The sequence below is a fragment of the Curtobacterium sp. PhB146 genome, from assembly GCF_004342995.1.
In the GTDB taxonomy this organism is placed as follows: Bacteria; Actinomycetota; Actinomycetes; order Actinomycetales; family Microbacteriaceae; genus Curtobacterium.
This window is the reverse complement of record NZ_SMBN01000002.1, coordinates 519776-535169: the sequence shown is the minus strand read 5'-3', so window position 1 is coordinate 535169 and position 15394 is coordinate 519776. Positions and strand designations below refer to the sequence as shown.

General features: G+C 71.8%; 15 protein-coding genes and 1 tRNA gene. 5 read left to right on the top strand and 11 right to left on the bottom strand.

The window, feature by feature from the left end:
• Positions 1 to 57: 57 nt before the first annotated feature.
• A tRNA-Tyr gene (locus tag EDF33_RS11015) sits at positions 58 to 142 on the bottom strand.
• Positions 143 to 278: 136 nt separating this feature from the next.
• Here EDF33_RS11015 and EDF33_RS11010 point away from each other — a divergent pair.
• Both EDF33_RS11010 and cls read left to right on the top strand, forming a co-directional pair.
• A complete protein-coding gene (locus tag EDF33_RS11010; RefSeq protein WP_111084269.1) occupies positions 279 to 767 on the top strand; it encodes a YajQ family cyclic di-GMP-binding protein in 489 nt (162 codons plus the stop codon).
• A 5-nt stretch (positions 768 to 772) separates the two neighbouring features.
• Positions 773 to 2233 (top strand): cardiolipin synthase, encoded by a 1461-nt coding sequence (gene cls / locus EDF33_RS11005; protein WP_131879293.1) that lies wholly within the window; start codon positions 773 to 775, stop codon positions 2231 to 2233.
• Between the two features lie 40 nt (positions 2234 to 2273).
• Here cls and EDF33_RS11000 read toward each other — a convergent pair whose 3' ends face one another.
• The 4 genes from EDF33_RS11000 to EDF33_RS10985 all read right to left on the bottom strand — a co-directional run bounded on the left by EDF33_RS11000 (position 2274) and on the right by EDF33_RS10985 (position 6755).
• A complete protein-coding gene (locus EDF33_RS11000) occupies positions 2274 to 3389 on the bottom strand; it encodes a heparan-alpha-glucosaminide N-acetyltransferase domain-containing protein (RefSeq protein WP_132100048.1) in 1116 nt (371 codons plus the stop codon).
• Positions 3390 to 3394: 5 nt separating this feature from the next.
• On the bottom strand, positions 3395 to 4768 hold the full coding sequence (locus tag EDF33_RS10995) for an FAD-dependent oxidoreductase (protein WP_132100047.1): 1374 nt from the start codon (positions 4766 to 4768) through the stop codon (positions 3395 to 3397).
• Between the two features lie 86 nt (positions 4769 to 4854).
• Complete coding sequence (locus EDF33_RS10990; protein WP_132100046.1) at positions 4855 to 5931, bottom strand: polyprenyl synthetase family protein; 1077 nt, start codon at positions 5929 to 5931, stop codon at positions 4855 to 4857.
• Positions 5932 to 5963: 32 nt separating this feature from the next.
• Positions 5964 to 6755 carry a demethylmenaquinone methyltransferase gene (locus EDF33_RS10985; RefSeq protein WP_111084274.1) on the bottom strand — a complete coding sequence of 264 codons (792 nt, stop codon included), beginning with the start codon at positions 6753 to 6755 and terminating at the stop codon, positions 5964 to 5966.
• Positions 6756 to 6863: 108 nt separating this feature from the next.
• Between EDF33_RS10985 and EDF33_RS10980 the strand changes: the two genes are divergently transcribed.
• A complete protein-coding gene (locus EDF33_RS10980) occupies positions 6864 to 8123 on the top strand; it encodes an isochorismate synthase (protein WP_131879301.1) in 1260 nt (419 codons plus the stop codon).
• Positions 8124 to 8131: 8 nt separating this feature from the next.
• Here EDF33_RS10980 and menD read toward each other — a convergent pair whose 3' ends face one another.
• Positions 8132 to 9820 (bottom strand): 2-succinyl-5-enolpyruvyl-6-hydroxy-3-cyclohexene-1-carboxylic-acid synthase, encoded by a 1689-nt coding sequence (gene menD, locus EDF33_RS10975; protein WP_347812766.1) that lies wholly within the window; start codon positions 9818 to 9820, stop codon positions 8132 to 8134.
• Positions 9821 to 9869: 49 nt separating this feature from the next.
• Positions 9870 to 10226: a PLD nuclease N-terminal domain-containing protein gene (locus EDF33_RS10970; protein ID WP_131921755.1), complete on the bottom strand. Its 357-nt coding sequence runs from the start codon at positions 10224 to 10226 to the stop codon at positions 9870 to 9872.
• Positions 10227 to 10290: 64 nt separating this feature from the next.
• On the opposite strand from EDF33_RS10970, the gene EDF33_RS10965 reads away from it, so the two are divergent.
• On the top strand, positions 10291 to 10626 hold the full coding sequence (locus EDF33_RS10965; protein ID WP_123292098.1) for a DUF4229 domain-containing protein: 336 nt from the start codon (positions 10291 to 10293) through the stop codon (positions 10624 to 10626).
• A gap of 12 nt (positions 10627 to 10638) precedes the next feature.
• Here EDF33_RS10965 and EDF33_RS10960 read toward each other — a convergent pair whose 3' ends face one another.
• From EDF33_RS10960 to EDF33_RS10945, 4 genes are read right to left on the bottom strand one after another with little or no spacing between them, the layout of a single operon-like run.
• Positions 10639 to 11640: a 1,4-dihydroxy-2-naphthoate polyprenyltransferase gene (locus EDF33_RS10960; RefSeq protein WP_131879304.1), complete on the bottom strand. Its 1002-nt coding sequence runs from the start codon at positions 11638 to 11640 to the stop codon at positions 10639 to 10641.
• A 50-nt stretch (positions 11641 to 11690) separates the two neighbouring features.
• Positions 11691 to 12821: an AMP-binding protein gene (locus EDF33_RS10955; RefSeq protein ID WP_123938610.1), complete on the bottom strand. Its 1131-nt coding sequence runs from the start codon at positions 12819 to 12821 to the stop codon at positions 11691 to 11693.
• Between the two features lie 16 nt (positions 12822 to 12837).
• Complete coding sequence (locus EDF33_RS10950) at positions 12838 to 13767, bottom strand: 1,4-dihydroxy-2-naphthoyl-CoA synthase (RefSeq protein ID WP_111084280.1); 930 nt, start codon at positions 13765 to 13767, stop codon at positions 12838 to 12840.
• A 21-nt stretch (positions 13768 to 13788) separates the two neighbouring features.
• Complete coding sequence (locus tag EDF33_RS10945) at positions 13789 to 14199, bottom strand: hypothetical protein (protein WP_123292094.1); 411 nt, start codon at positions 14197 to 14199, stop codon at positions 13789 to 13791.
• 133 nt (positions 14200 to 14332) lie between these two features.
• Here EDF33_RS10945 and EDF33_RS10940 point away from each other — a divergent pair, with 133 nt between their 5' ends.
• The gene (locus tag EDF33_RS10940; RefSeq protein WP_131879306.1) at positions 14333 to 15322 is read left to right on the top strand and encodes an o-succinylbenzoate synthase; all 990 of its coding nucleotides are present in this window, start codon (positions 14333 to 14335) and stop codon (positions 15320 to 15322) included.
• The last annotated feature ends 72 nt before the right edge of the window (positions 15323 to 15394 follow it).

The following is a 15394-nucleotide window of genomic DNA, read 5'->3' as shown; positions in this document are numbered from 1 at the left end:
GCACCGATCCTGCCAGGGACGACGAAAGCCCCGTCCGGGTCGGACGGGGCTTCGCGATGGTGGCAAGTGAGGGATTCGAACCCCCGAAGGCTACGCCGGCTGATTTACAGTCAGATCCCTTTGGCCGCTTGGGTAACTTGCCATGCGCACCCAGCCGGTGTGATCACCAACCGAAGGCGCGCACAAAAGCATAGCGGATCCGGAACGGTGGTCGTGACCACCGCGAGCCGACCGCCGGAGCCGAACCGGCCCTCCCGTCCGCCGTTAGGCTGTCCGGCATGGCAGACAGTTCCTTCGACGTGGTCAGCAAGGTCGACAAGATGGAGGCGGAGAACGCCCTCAACCAGGCGGCCAAGGAGATCGAGCAGCGGTACGACTTCAAGGGCGCGGACGCGTCGGTCGCCTTCAGCGGCGAGGACGTCCTCATCAAGGCGAACTCGGAAGAGCGCGCGAAGGCCGTCCTCGACGTCCTGCAGAGCAAGGCGATCAAGCGCAACATCAGCCTGAAGAGCCTCGACGCCGGCGACCCCTACCCCTCGGGCAAGGAGTACCGCATCGAGGTGAAGTTCAAGAACGGCATCGAGCAGGACGTCGCGAAGAAGATCGGCGCGTTCCTGCGCGCCAACGCCCCGAAGACCGTGAAGAGCCAGATCCAGGGCGACGAACTGCGGGTCTCCTCGAAGAGCCGCGACGACCTCCAGAACACGATCCAGCTCCTCAAGGGTGAAGAGTTCGACGTCCCGTTGCAGTACATCAACTTCCGCTGACGTCCGTGGAGCACTGGCTCACCGTCGCGATCACGGTCCTGGCCGTCCTGCTGGACCTGGCGATCCGCGTCTTCTCGATCATCTACGTCCCGATCAACCGGAAGCCGCAGACGGCGACCGCCTGGTTGCTCGCGATCTTCCTCATCCCCTACATCGGCTTCATCGTCTTCCTCGTCATCGGGTCGACGAAACTGCCGCGTGCACGGCGTGAGAAGCAGACCGAGATCAACGCGTACATCCTCGAACAGACCGAGGGCATCGAACGCGTGCGCCGTGACCACCCGTGGCCGCTGTGGCTCGAGAGCATCACCACGCTGAACCGCGAACTCGGCGCGATGCCGCTGGTCGGCGGCAACTCGGCGGAGCTCTACCCCGACTCCGAGGAGTCGATCGCGGAGATGACCCGGGCGATCGACCAGTCGCGCCGGTTCGTGCACGTCGAGTTCTACATCGCCACGCTCGACGACACCACGCGACCGTTCTTCGACGCGCTCGCCCGTGCACAGGCCCGCGGCGTCACCGTCCGGTTCCTGCTCGACCACTGGGCCAGCCGCGGCTACCCCGGGTACAAGGACACGCTGGCGTTCATGGACCGCGCCGGCATCGAGTGGCACCTCATGCTCCCGCTGCTGCCACTGCAGGGGAAGTTCCAGCGCCCCGACCTGCGCAACCACCGGAAGATCATGGTCATCGACGGCTCGGTCGCGTTCACCGGGTCGCAGAACCTGATCGACCCCTCGTACGACATCAAGTCGCACATCGAGAAGGGCATGGTCTACAAGGACCTGTTCGCCCGGTTCGAGGGACCGGTCGTCGCGGGGTTGAACGCACTGTTCGTCACCGACTGGTACAGCGAGACCGACGAACTGCTGCTCCGTGAGAGCGACCCCGTCCAGCGGGCCGACCGCGGCGACGCCCTCGACTGCCAGGTCGTGCCGTCCGGGCCCGGGTTCGACGGCGAGAACAACCTGCGCCTGTTCAACGCACTGCTCTACTCGGCGCAGAAGAAGGTGTCGATCACCTCGCCGTACTTCGTGCCGGACGACTCGATGCTCTACGCCATCACGACGACCGCCCAGCGCGGCGTCGAGGTCGAGCTCTTCGTCGGCGAGATGGGCGACCACGCCATGACGTGGCACGCGCAGCGCTCGTACTACGAGGGACTCCTCCGCGCCGGCGTGCGGATCTGGCTGTACCGGGCACCGACGATCCTGCACGCCAAGCACTTCACCATCGACGACGAGGTGTCGGTGATCGGGTCGAGCAACATGGACATGCGCTCGTTCAGCCTGAACCTCGAGGTCTCCGTGATGGTCCGGGGCCACCGCTTCGTCGACGCCCTGCGCAAGGTGCAGGACGCCTACAAGGAGCACAGCTTCGAGCTCACGCTCGACGAGTGGGTCGACCGTCCGCGCCGGTCCAAGGTGCTCGACAACGTCGCGCGGCTCACGGCAGCGCTGCAGTAGCGGACGACCGGGAGGCGCGGCTCGGCCCCGGCAGGGGCGCTCAGCGCATCGGGACGGTGGACGCCAGGGCCGCGACGGCCCGCTCGAGCGGGCCGCGGCCGAGGAACCGGCGCCAGACCATCGCGAACACGACCGAGCCCAGCGCGAACCAGCCCCACGCCTCGGCCGACTCCGGGTACTCGGGAAGCATCGCGATCACCAGGAGGTGTCCCGAGTAGATCGTCAGGGGCATCGACCCGACGGCGGCGAGCGGGAACGCGATCCGCTCGGCGACCCGCCCGCGCCCGTCGAACACCAGGGTGCAGAGGGCGATGACCGCCACCGCCACCCCCGCGGTGCCGATCACGTCGACCGTCGTCGACGAGTGGTCGCGCGGTGACAGGAAGAGCTGGGCGAGGGCCTCGGCCGGCGTGCTGCCCTCGGCGGCGTACGGGACGCCCGGGAACGCGAACGCGGCCCCGGCCGGCAGCGGCGCCAGCACCGTGCCGACGACGTACGCGGTGGCGGCGACCAGTGCGCCGGATGCGAGGAGCGCGACCTGCCGGCGGCGTGGGCCCAGACCGGACCTGGCGACGGCGAGACCGACCAGGACGTACGCCAGGAAGGTGACCACGGGGTAAACCAGGCCGAGCTGCTGTCCGACCATGCCCGAATCGGCGTAGGCCGGTGCGGTCGCGACGGCGACGATCGGCGACAGTACGGCGCAGGCGCCCGCGATGGCGAGGAGCCACGCCGGGCGGACCCGGAGCACCGGGATCACCAGCAGGAACAGCACCCCGTACGTCGGCAGGATGACGTAGACCGGGGTGTCCAACGCGATGAGCACGAACCCGATGCCGACGACGGCCGCGGCGCGGACCGCCAGGCGCGCCCGGACCCGCCCGATCGTCGGGGGTCCTGGCGGAGTCGTGCGACCGCTCGTCAGCCCGATCGACACCCCCGCGAGGACGGCGAACAGCGTGGACGGGCGCCCGTGCGCCACCGCGGACCACGTCGAGGGATCGGACCAGTCGAGCTGGTCCGCGATGCCGCCGATGTGCGCGGCCATCATGCCGAGCAACGCGACGGCCCGCGCGACGTCGACGCCCTGCAGTCGCACGCCGGACACGGACGCGCCCCGGACCGCGGTGGGCGGGACGGGGCGCGTGTCGGTCATCGGTGTCAGTTCGTGGGCACGTCGACGCGACCGAGGGACACGTCGATCATCTCGTCGCGGGGCACGACCTTGATGCGCTCACGGCCCTCGGCAGCACCGAGCGCGAGCTCGTGGGTGTCCAGGTGGTGCCAGCCCTCGAGGTCGGTGTACTCGACGCCACGCTCGCGGAGCAGGGCCGGGATCGCACCCTCGGAGGGGTCCTCCGGCGTCCACCAGCTCGCCTGGTCGTTGACGATGTGCTGCACGGTCTCCATGGCGTCGGACTTCGTGTGCCCGATGAGCCCGACCGGACCGCGCTTGATCCACCCGGTGGCGTAGACGCCCGGGATCTGCTGGTTGTCGTCGTCGAGGACCTGGCCCTCGTGGTTCGGGATGACGCCGTGGCGCTCGTCGAACGGCAGCCCGGGCAGCGGGGAACCGAAGTAGCCGACGGCGCGGTAGGCCGCCTGGATCGGGATCTCACGGATCTCGCCCGTGCCCTCGACACCGCCCTCGCCGTTCGGCCGGGTGCGCTCGTACCGGATCGCGGTGAGGTTGCCCTGCTCGTCGCCGACGAACTCGGTCGGCTTCGCGTAGAAGTGCAGGTGCAGCCGCCGGCTCGCCTGGCCGGTCTCGCGGGTGCGCCACTGCTCGAGCACCCGGTTGATGACCATGACCTGCTTGTTCGTGGCGATCGCGGTCTTCGACGCCTCGTCGTGGTCGAAGTCCTCGTCGTAGACGACCATGTCGACGTCACGGACCTCGCCGAGCTCGCGGAGCTCGAGCGGCGTGAACTTGACCTGGGCGGGACCACGGCGGCCGAAGACGTGGACGTCCGTGACGGGCGACGCCTTGAGGCCCTCGTACACGTTCGCCGGGATCTCGGTCGGCAGCAGGTCGTCGGCGTGCTTCGCGAGGATGCGGGAGACGTCGAGCGCGACGTTGCCGACCCCGATCACCGCGACGCTCTCCGCGGTCAGCGGCCAGGTGCGCGGGAAGTCGGGGTGGCCGTCGAACCAGCTGACGAAGTCGGCGGCACCGTAGGAGCCCCGGAGGTCGACGCCGGGGACGTCGAGGTCGGCGTCCTTGATCGCGCCCGTCGAGAAGACGACCGCGTTGTAGTGCTTCTTGAGGTCCTCGAGGGTGATGTCCTCGCCGAAGCGGACGTTGCCGAACAGCCGGACGACACCGCGGTCGAGTACGTCGCGCAGGGCGTTGACGATGCCCTTGATCCGCGGGTGGTCGGGTGCGACGCCGTAGCGAACGAGTCCGTACGGCGCGGGGAGCTGCTCGAACAGGTCGATCGACACGTCGTGTCCGTGGGCCTCGCGCAGCAGGATGTCCGCGGCGTAGATGCCGGCGGGTCCGGCGCCGACGATGGCGATTCGGAGGGTGGGCACTGATCGTCTCCAGTTCGTTCGGGTGGGGTGCTCCCGGTGGTGCGTCCCGCGCGGCGACCGTGGGGTCGTCCGGTCGCGGGTGGTGTTCAGCGGCTGCGGTCGACGACGGAGTCGGCGAAGCGGGTGAGTGCCCGCTTGACGGTGCCGTCGGGCAGCGGGGCGAGGGCGTCCACGGCTTCGCGGGCCCAGCGGACCGCGACCGTGCGCGTCGACGCGGTCGCTTCGTGGTCACGCAGAGCGGCGACGGCCGACTGGTACGGCACGGAGCCGACCGCGTCGTCCGGGGCGCCGTTCACGTCGCGCTCGATGCGCAGGACGAGGTTCTGCCCCGCCGGGTCGGTCGCCGCGTGCCGACGCAGGTGCAGCATCGGCAGCGTGTCGACGCCGGCTCGGAGGTCGTTGCCGGCGATCTTGCCGGTCTTGTCCGTCGCCGGTGCCAGGTCGATGACGTCGTCGACGAGCTGGAAGGCGACGCCCACCTTCTCGCCGAAGGTCCCGACGGCGTCGAGGTAGGCACGGTCGGCGCCGGAGAACATGACACCGGCGCGGGCGGCGGTCGCGATGAGCGAGCCGGTCTTGTCGCTGAGCACCTGGATGTAGTGCTCGACCGGGTCGTCGTCGGGCTGCGGGCCGGTGGTCTCGTGCAGCTGCCCCATGCAGAGGCGCTGGAAGGTCTCGGCCTGCATCCGGATGCCGTCGGTGCCCAGGTCGGCGGTGATGAGGCTGGCGCGGGCGAAGAGCAGGTCGCCGGTCAGGATCGCGACGTTGTTGCCGTACGTGATCTGCGCTGCGGGGACCCCGCGGCGGACGGGCGCTTCGTCCATGACGTCGTCGTGGTAGAGCGACGCCAGGTGGGTCGTCTCGATGCTGACGGCGGCCTTGACCACGGCGTCGGTCACCCCGTCGCCGAGCTGCGCGATGAGCAGCGTCAGCGTCGGACGGATCCGCTTGCCGCCCGCGGACAGCAGGTAGCGGCTCGTGGTGTCGGCGAGGGTGTCCGTGGACCGCATGGCGTCCTCGAGCCCCTGCTCGACGAGTTCGAGACCGTCGTCGACGGCGGCGATGAAGCGGCGGTCGGCGGGCGTGGCGAACAACCGCTCGCCGATGCCCAGCGAGGCGCGGAGGCTCGGCGCGCGACGTGCGACCGGGACGCTCGGATTCAAGTGCTGCTCCGTCTTCGGGGGATGGTGACCGGTCAGTCGTCGGCCGGGTCGACGCGCGGCTGCTCGCCGGTGGTCTGGTGGTCGCGGCGTGCCTTCGCACGACGGGCCGCGGACTCGCGCACCGTGTCGGCGACGGGCTTGCGACCACGGTGCAGTGCGACGATACCGGCCGTGAGGTTCCGGTAGGCGACCACGGAGAAGCCGACGCCGCGCAGCCACTGGGTGAGGACCTGCTGGTCCGGCCACGCGTCGATCGACTCGGCGAGGTAGCGGTAGGCGGCGGGGTTGCTGCTCGAGAGCTTCGCGATGCCCGGGAGCACGCGCTTCAGGTAGGTGCCGTAGCCGAGGCGCAGCAGCGCACGCGGCGGGGTCGAGAACTCGCAGATGACCACTCGGCCGCCGGGCTTGAGGACCCGCAGCATCTCGGCGAGCGCCTGCTTCGGGTCGTTCACGTTGCGCAGCCCGAACGAGATCGTGACGGCGTCGAACGTGTCGTCGTCGAAGGGCAGGTGCTCGGCATCGCCCTCGACGAAGGTGATCTCGGGGTGCCGCTCGCGACCGACCGCGATCATGCCGGCGGAGAGGTCGAGCGCGCTGACCTCGGCCCCCTTCTTCGCGAAGGCCGCGGCACTCGTCCCGGTGCCCGCGGCGATGTCGAGGACCTTCTCGCCGGGCTGGGGGTCGACCGCCCGCACCGTGGCGACACGCCACAGCGGTGCGTTGCCCGCCGACAGGATGTCGTTCGTGAGGTCGTACTTGGCCGCGACGTCGTCGAACATCGCCGCCACCTCGTCCGGCCGCTTGTTCAGGTCCGCTCTGCTCACCCGACCAATCCTAGAGGTCCCGACCGTACGTTCACCGGACTCGCAGCAACGGCCCACTCGTCGAGCGCGCGGCCAGGTGGTCCACCGACCGCGCGTAGCATCGGAGCCGTGACCCGAACCACCACGGCGGCGCCCCCGCTGACGGTCTCCACCCGGATCCTCGACGACCCGGGCACCGTCCTCCGCCACACCCTGCGCGACCGTCCCCTGGCCTTCGTCCGGAACGGTGACGGCATCGTCGGCATCGGGGAGGCGCTGCGGTTCACGTTCACCGGCCCCGACCGGATGCGCGACGCCGCCGCGGTCTGGCGCACCGTCGTGGAGTCGGCCGTCGTCGACGACCCGGTGCAGCTGCGCGGCTCCGGCCTGGTCGCGTTCGGCTCCTTCGCCTTCGCCGACGACTCCGCCGACGAGAGCGTCCTGATCGTCCCGCGCGTGGTCATCGGCCGTCGGCGCGGCAAGGCCTGGCTCACGGCGATCGACACGACCGTCGGCGCCGAGCCGCTCACGTTCACGCGGACCTCGGTGCCGGTCCCCCACGTCGGACCACACGTCTCCGTCGCGCTGCACCCCGGCCGGATCGACGAGGCCGCCTACGCCGCGAACGTCGCCGAGGCCGTGCGACGCATCGCCGCCGGGAGCGCGCAGAAGGTCGTCCTCGCCCGCGACCTCGTCGGCGAGATGCCAGCGGACGCCGACCACCGCGCCCTGCTGCTCGACCTCGCCGCCGCCTACCCGCAGTGCGTCACCTTCGCGGTCGACGGCCTGGTCGGTGCGACCCCCGAGACGCTCGCCCGCACCGACGGCACCCGGTTGACGGCGCGGGTGCTGGCCGGCAGCGCCGCACGCGGCGAAGACGAGGTGTCGGACCGTGCCGCTGCCGAAGCCCTTGCCGCCAGCGCGAAGGACGTCGAGGAGCACGCGTTCGCGATCGACAGCCTGCTCGCTTCGCTCCGCCCGCTCGTGACCGAGTTGCGCGCCGACCCCGAGCCGTTCCGGCTGCAGCTGCCGAACCTGTGGCACCTGGCGACCGACGTGCAGGCGACCCTGCCGCCGGACACCACCTCGCTCGACGTCGCCGACGCCCTGCACCCGACGGCCGCCGTCGCGGGCACCCCCACCGACGTGGCCGTCCGGCTCGTCGCCGAGCTCGAGGGCGTCGACCGCGGTCGCTACGCCGGCCCGGTGGGCTGGATGAGCGCCACCGGCGACGGTGAGTGGATGCTGGCGCTCCGCAGCGCCCGGATCGACGACGACGGCACCGTCCGGGCCTGGGCGGGTGCGGGCGTCGTCGCGGGGTCGGAACCGGCGCGCGAGGTCGCCGAGACCGCCCTGAAGTTCCGACCGGTCACCGACGCGCTGGCCTGAGCGCCGCGTCAGTCGGCCAGCGGGACCTCGATCACGACCCGCTCGGCCGGGTCGGTGAGCACCCGCTCGAGGTCGCCCCACGTCTCCGCGCGGCGGTACTCCCAACCGAGGCCGGTCACGACCCGTTCGACGTCGACGTGCTGCGGGGTCGACATCATCCGGCGCATGTCCTCTGGTGGAGTGGTGCGTGCCACCTCGAGCCCGCGGAAGATCGCGCCGCCGTGGTCGTTGCCGACGACGACCTGGACCCGGTGCGTGCGCTCCTCTGTCCCGGTGACGAACGCCCCGAGGTCGTGCAGCAGGGTCAGGTCGCCGAGCAGCACGCGCGTGGTGCCGACCGACGCCGACGACTGTTCGAGGGCCGCGGCGATCCCGAGCGCCGTCGACACGGTGCCGTCGATGCCGGCGAGCCCACGGTTCGCGTGCACCCGGATCTTCTTGCCGAGCACGCGCCCGTCGGCGACGCGGATGATCTGCGAGGCGCCGAACACGAGCCGGTCGTGCGGCCACGTCACGCCCCACACGGCGTCGGCGAGCATCGCGCGGTCGACGGGTCGGCGGCGGAGGGCGACCTCGTCGCGCAGGAACTTGTTGCGCTCGGCACGGTCCGGGGACCGCTTGGCGCCGAGGTCGGGTCCGGCGTCACCATCGCCCAACAGCTGACGGCTCGCGCCGACCCAGCGGCCGACCCACGCACGGTGCTCCGGCCGGGTCCGGCCCGTCACGCGGACGTCGGACACGAAGGTGGTGTCGGAGGGCCGGGAGGCGCGGGCTGGGTCGAAGGGGTCGGCCGCGTGTCCGCGGACCACGAACGTCTCGACCCCCTGCCGCTGCAGGAGCGCCGGGACCTCGCGACTGAGGGTGGGGTGGCCGAGCACGACGGCACGACGGACCGCTCCGCCGAAGTCCTGGTCGCGCAGGAGTTCGCGGTAGGTGACGACGAGGTTCCGGCCGAACCGTGCGCCGCTGGAGACCTCGGCGAGCAGGGGCGCCCCGAGCTCCCACGCGATGCGCTCGGCGTCCTCGCCGGCGTCGTGCCCGGCGATGACGACCGTGCCCGGCTCATCGTCCGGCGACAGCTCGGCCACCGGGAGTCCGCCGTGCGCACGACGGGTGGCGAACGCGGTGTCGACCTCGTCGTCGGAGACGCCCTGCACGCGCTCGGCGTCGAGGCCGGCGGACAGGGGTTCACGGAACGCGACGTTGAGCTGCGCTGGCCCCGGTTGTCCGGTGTGTCCGGCGGCCGCGGCGACTGCCTGGCGGGCGAGGTCGCGGAGCGCTGCACGCACCGAGGCGTCGGCTCCGTGCGCAGAGGGCGCCTCGACGTCGCGGACGAAGGCGACCGCGTCGCCGAACATCCCCGGCTGGACGGTGGTCTGGTTGCTGCCGATGCCGCGGAGCTCGTCCGGCCGGTCGGCGCTCAGCACGATCATCGGCACACCGGAGTGGTGCGCTTCGAGGACGGCAGGGTGCAGGTTGGCGACGGCGGTGCCCGAGGTCGTCACGACGGCGGCCGGTCGACCGGACTCCACCGCGAGCCCGAGGGCGAAGAACCCGGCGGTGCGCTCGTCGAGCCGGACGTGGACGGTCAGGCCGCCGGCTCGCTCGAGGGCGACGGCCGCGAGCGCCAGGGCCTGGGATCGCGAGCCCGGACTGACGACGACATCGGTGACGCCGGCGCGGACGAGTTCCTGCAGCAGCGTCAGGGCAGCGTCCGTCGCCGGACTGCCCGATCCGGCGGGACCGTCAGCGATCGGTGCGGCCGTCGTCGTCTCGGTCGTGGAACTGGTCTTCGAGGTCTCGGAGGGTCGCGTCGTCCTGGTCCTTGTCCGTGAGGGTGTCCCCCGGAACGGGCGTGGTGCCGAGGAAGTCCGGGTCGTCTTCGGGTCCACGGTACCGGGCTGTCGTGCCCGGGGACGCCGGCGAGCGGCCGAGCAGGAACCAGAGCACCCCACCGAGGACGGGGAGGACGATCACGAGGAGGATCCAGACACCCCGCCTGAGGGATCGGACACGTTCGCGGGGCATCGTCGCGCAGTCGATGGCCGCGTACACCGTGAAGGCGACAGCGGCGACGACGACGATCAACCACAAGCGGACCATGCCCAGGAGTCTAGGTCGCGAGCCTGTGACGACCCTGCCGGTCGGCCGTCCGTAGACTCGCAGGGTGAAAGCGTGGCTCCTGTACACCCTGGCCCGGCTCGGCATCTTCGCGGCGGCGCTCGTGCTCCTCCGGCTCCTGACCCCGATGCCCTGGTACTGGGCGACGATCATCGCCGCCCTCGTCGGGCTGCTGGTGTCCTACATCGCGCTCGCCGGACTCCGCACCAAGGTCGCCCTGAGCCTGGCGAACCGCCGCGGTGGCCCGGAGCGCGATGCGGACACCGACTTCGAGGACGACTTCGTCGACGCGGCGGACACCGACGCCGCGGACACGCCGACCGTGCGCCCGGTGTCGGACGCCGACCGGCACGCCGCGCGCCGGGACACCGACGCGGAGTAGTCCGGCGGAGTCCTACGGCTGGACGGCGAGCGTGATGCCGAGCACGACGCCGAAGACCAGCGAGGCGAACGACGACAGCTGCAGTGCCGTGATGAGTTCACGGGGCTTGCGGGACGACACCCCGATCGCGAGCGCCGGCAGGGCCAGCAGCAGCGAGAAGTACGTGAAGCCCGTGCGGAAGTAGAGCAGGACGAACCAGAGCAGCACGACGTACGGCAGCAGCAGGAACAGGCCGTACAGCACCCGTGCCACCGGTCGTCCGACGACGACGGCCAGGGTGCGCTTGCCGGCGAGACGGTCCTCGTCGATGTCGCGGATGTTGTTCACCATCAGGACCGCGCAGGCGAAGAACCCGGCGGCGACCGCGGCGGCCCACCCGCTCGTGGTGGCCTGGCCGATGAGCACGTACTGGGTGCCGAGCACGGCGACGAGTCCGAAGAACACGAAGACGAAGACCTCGCCGAGCGCGTTGTACCCGTAGGGCTTCTTGCCGCCGGTGTAGAACCACGCGGCGACGATGGCCGCGGCGCCGACGAGCAGCAGCCACCACAGCTGGGTGAGCACCACGATGACGATCCCGGCGACGGCAGCCAGCCCGAAGAACGTCAGCGCGACGGTCAGCACCGTGCCGGGCTTCGCGAGGCCGGCCCCCGTCAGTCGAGCGGGGCCGACGCGGTACTCGTCGGTGCCGCGGACCCCGTCGGAGTAGTCGTTGCTGTAGTTCACGCCGATCTGCAGGAACAGTGCCACCGCGAGGGCGAGCAGCGCGATGGCGAGGTGCCCGTCCTGCGCCAGGAACGCGCCGAAGTCGCCCGTGGTGCCGCTGTCGACGAAGCCCACGGTGGTGCCGAGCACCACGGGGACGACGCCGAGCGTCAGCGTGCGGAGTCGTGCCCCGCCGATCCAGTCCCGCGCGGTCGCCCGGCGCTTCGAGCGGACCGGGGTCGCAGCCTTCGCCGGGTTGCCCGAGCGGCCCTGCTTGTGCGTCGTGTTCTTCGTTCGTGCCACGACCACCGATCCTATCCGCGCCGCGTCGCACTGCACCGCGGTGCCGACGCGCGGGCCTACGAGGACGCCAGGTCCTGGATCGCCCGCCGGTCGGGTTTGCCGGACGCGAGCATCGGCAGCCGGTCGACCACCACCACCGCGGCCGGACGTGCGGCTCGGCCGAGGGCGTCGCCCACGTGGGACCGGACGGTGTCGAGGTCGAGCGGTCGCTCGGTGACCACGACCGGCACCTCGCCCCACTCCCCCGAGGCCCGTCGGGTGACGACTGCGCCGTGCTGGTCGGGCAGGTCGCGCACGAGCCGCTCCACCGCGCCGAGCCGGACCTTCTCGCCGCCGGAGATCACCACGTCGTCGAGGCGTCCGAGCACCCGGACCACCCCGTCCGACACCGTGGCGGCGTCCCCCGTGCGGTACCAGCGCAGGCCGTCGCGCTCGCCGAACGTCGCGGCCGTGCGGTCCTCGTCGCCGAGGTACCCCTCGGCGAGCATCGGACCCGCCAACTGGAGCTCGTCGTCCACCACCGCGGTGCGGACGGTCCCGAACGGCACGCCGTCGTACACGCAGCCGCCGCTCGTCTCGCTGGCGCCGTAGGTCGTCACGATGCGCACGCCTGCGGCGACCGCTCGCTCGCGGAGCGCCGCCGGGGTCGCCTGCCCGCCGACGAGGACCGCGTCGAACCTGCCCAACGCAGCCGTCGCGCGGTCGTCGTCGAGCACGCGGGCGAGCTGCACGGGGACGAGCGACGTGTAGCGACGGGGCGCCGCAGGGCCGGTGACGAGCTGGTCCGCGGCGTCCGCGAACGCCGTGGCGTCGAAGTGCCCCGGTGCCACGACGACCGGCGTCGTCCCCGCGGCGATCGAGCGGGTCAGGACGTTGAGGCCCGCGATGTAGTGCGTGGGCAGCGCCAGCACCCAGCTGCCCGGTCCGCCGAGCGCTGCGTCCGCCGCTGCGGCACCGGCGAGGAGCGCCTCGGACGAGAGGGCCACGCGCTTGCCGGTGCCGGTGGACCCGCTCGTCTCGACCACCAGGGCGACCCGCTGCCGGACCTCGGCCGGTGGCAGGGTCGGCAGCGCCGGTGCTCCCTCGGCGACGGGGAGCAGCGCGGGGCCGCCGGCGAGCGCTGCCTCCAGGCCGCGGAGCACCGCCAGCGGATCCGACGTGCCCAGCGCGACCAGCGGACGGCTCATGCCGGCACCGCCGGGCTCAGTAGTGCCACGGGAACGACGTCCACTCGGGGGCGCGCTTCTCGAGGAACGAGTCGCGGCCCTCGACGGCCTCGTCGGTGCCGTAGGCGAGCCGCGTCGCCTCGCCCGCGAAGACCTGCTGCCCGACCATGCCGTCGTCGACGGCGTTGAACGCGTACTTGAGCATCCGGATCGCCGTCGGGGACTTGCCGAGGACGATCTCGCCCCAGCGGATCGCCTCGCGCTCGAGGTCCTCGTGCGGGACGACCGCGTTCACCGCACCCATCTCGTACGCACGTTGCGCCGAGTACTCCTGCGCGAGGAAGAAGACCTCGCGCGCGAACTTCTGGCCGATCTGCTTGGCGTAGTAGGCGCTGCCGTACCCGCCGTCGAACGACCCGACGTCGGCGTCGGTCTGCTTGAACCTGCCGTGCTCGGCGCTCGCGATGGTCAGGTCGCAGATCGCGTGCAGCGAGTGCCCGCCGCCGGCTGCCCAGCCGGGGACCACGGCGATGACGACCTTGGGCATCATGCGGATCAGGCGCTGCACCTCGAGGATGTGCAGTCGTCCCATCGACGCCTGCGCGGCGGCGGGGTCGACTCCTTCGGGCGGCGCACCCTCGTCGCCGACGTACTGGTAGCCGCTGCGCCCCCGGATGCGCTGGTCGCCGCCGGAGCAGAACGCCCAGCCGCCGTCCTTCGGGCTCGGACCGTTGCCGGTCAGCAGGACGACGCCGACGCGGGGGTCCTGGCGGGCGTCGTCGAGCGCCCGGTAGAGCTCGTCGACGGTGCGCGGACGGAAGGCGTTCCGCACCTCGGGCCGGTCGAACGCGACCCGGACGATCCCCTTCGAGACGTGCTTGTGGTACGTGATGTCCGTGAACTGCTCCGCGATCGGAGCCGCGGTCCAGACGTCGGGGTCGAACAGGTCGGAGACGGGAGCAGCCATGCCCCCAACGTACCGCCGCCGTCAGGCGCCCATGCCGGTCAGGACCTCGGGCGCGACGAACACCAGGATCACGATGAGGATCACCGGGTTGGCGAAGAAGGCCACCACGACACCGATCGCCCCGTACCACCGGCCGAGGCCACCGACGGCCGCGACGAAGCCGAGCACCGCCGCGATGAGGGTCAGGAACACCACGACGAAGCAGATCCCGAACGCGAACTCGGTGTCACCGCCCATGAAGACCGCGAAGGCGCTGGCGTCCACCGCAGCGGACACCACCGCGAGGCCGAGGGCGATCTTGCCGACGATCGGGCTGCGGCGCTTCCGACCCGCCGTCTGGCGGACGTCGACGGTGTTCTGCTGCATGAGCCGCGCGAACTCGTCGGTGTCGCGACCGGGGCGCTGCGCACGCTGCTGCGGTTCCCGCGCCACCGCGCCTCCCTCGTTCCGGACGGTTCGATCCGGGTCGTGACCAGTGCCGACCGAGGCCGACCGATGCATGCTAATGCCCTGCCCTGGCGGTCCCCTCCGAGGAACCGGCAGGTGCCCTGGGTGCGGTGGGAGGATGGCCGACGTGCTCCCCGACCTCGCCGAACTCACCGCCGACGCGCACGTGGTCGCCCTGCCCATGCGGGTGCGGTTCCGCGGCATCACCACGCGCGAGGCGCTCGTCCTCCGCGGCCCCTCGGGCTGGACCGAGTTCTCACCCTTCGTCGAGTACGACGACACCGAGGCCGCCGCGTGGCTCCGGGGCGCGATCGACTTCGGCTGGACCGAGCACGAGGCCGCCGCCGACTCGGTGCCGGTGAACGCCACGGTGCCGGCGATCGCCCCGGACCAGGTCGCCGCACTGCTCGCGCGCTACCCCGGGTGCACCACCGCCAAGGTCAAGGTCGCCGAACCCGGTACCACCGTCGACGACGACGTCGCCCGGGTCGCCGAGGTCCGACGGGTGATGGGCCCCGGGGCCGCCGTCCGGGTGGACGCCAACGGACTGTGGAGCGTCGACCAGGCCACCGAGGCGCTCGAACGCCTCGCTCCCTTCGACCTGCAGTACGCCGAGCAGCCCTGTCGGACCGTGCCGGAGCTCGCCGCGCTGCGGGCACGGATCGACGGCCTCGGGGTGCGGATCGCCGCGGACGAGAGCGTTCGCAAGGCCGCTGACCCCCTCGCCGTCGCACGAGCCGGAGCGGCCGACGTCCTGGTCGTCAAGGCACAACCGCTCGGGGGCGTCACCGCGGCGCGTACGGTCATCGCCGAGGCCGGGTTGCCGTGCGTGGTCTCCAGCGCGCTCGACACCTCGGTGGGGCTCGGCATGGGCGCGTTCCTCGCCGCGGCTGCGATGTCCCCGGGGTACGCCGCCGGGCTCGGGACCGCCGCGATGTTCGCGTCCGACGTCACCGCGGACCCGCTGCTGCCGGTCGGGGGCCGCGTGCCGGTGCGACGGGTCGCGGTGTCGGCGGACCTGCTCGACCGGAACGCCGCGTCGCCGGAGCGGACGGCATGGTGGCTCGCGCGGGTGGCGCGAGTGCACGCCGTACTTGCCGCCGCGTAGACCCGTCTCCCTGGCCCTGCACGCGACCGGACGACGGACGGGAGGCACGGTGCCAGCTGGCACCGTGCCTCC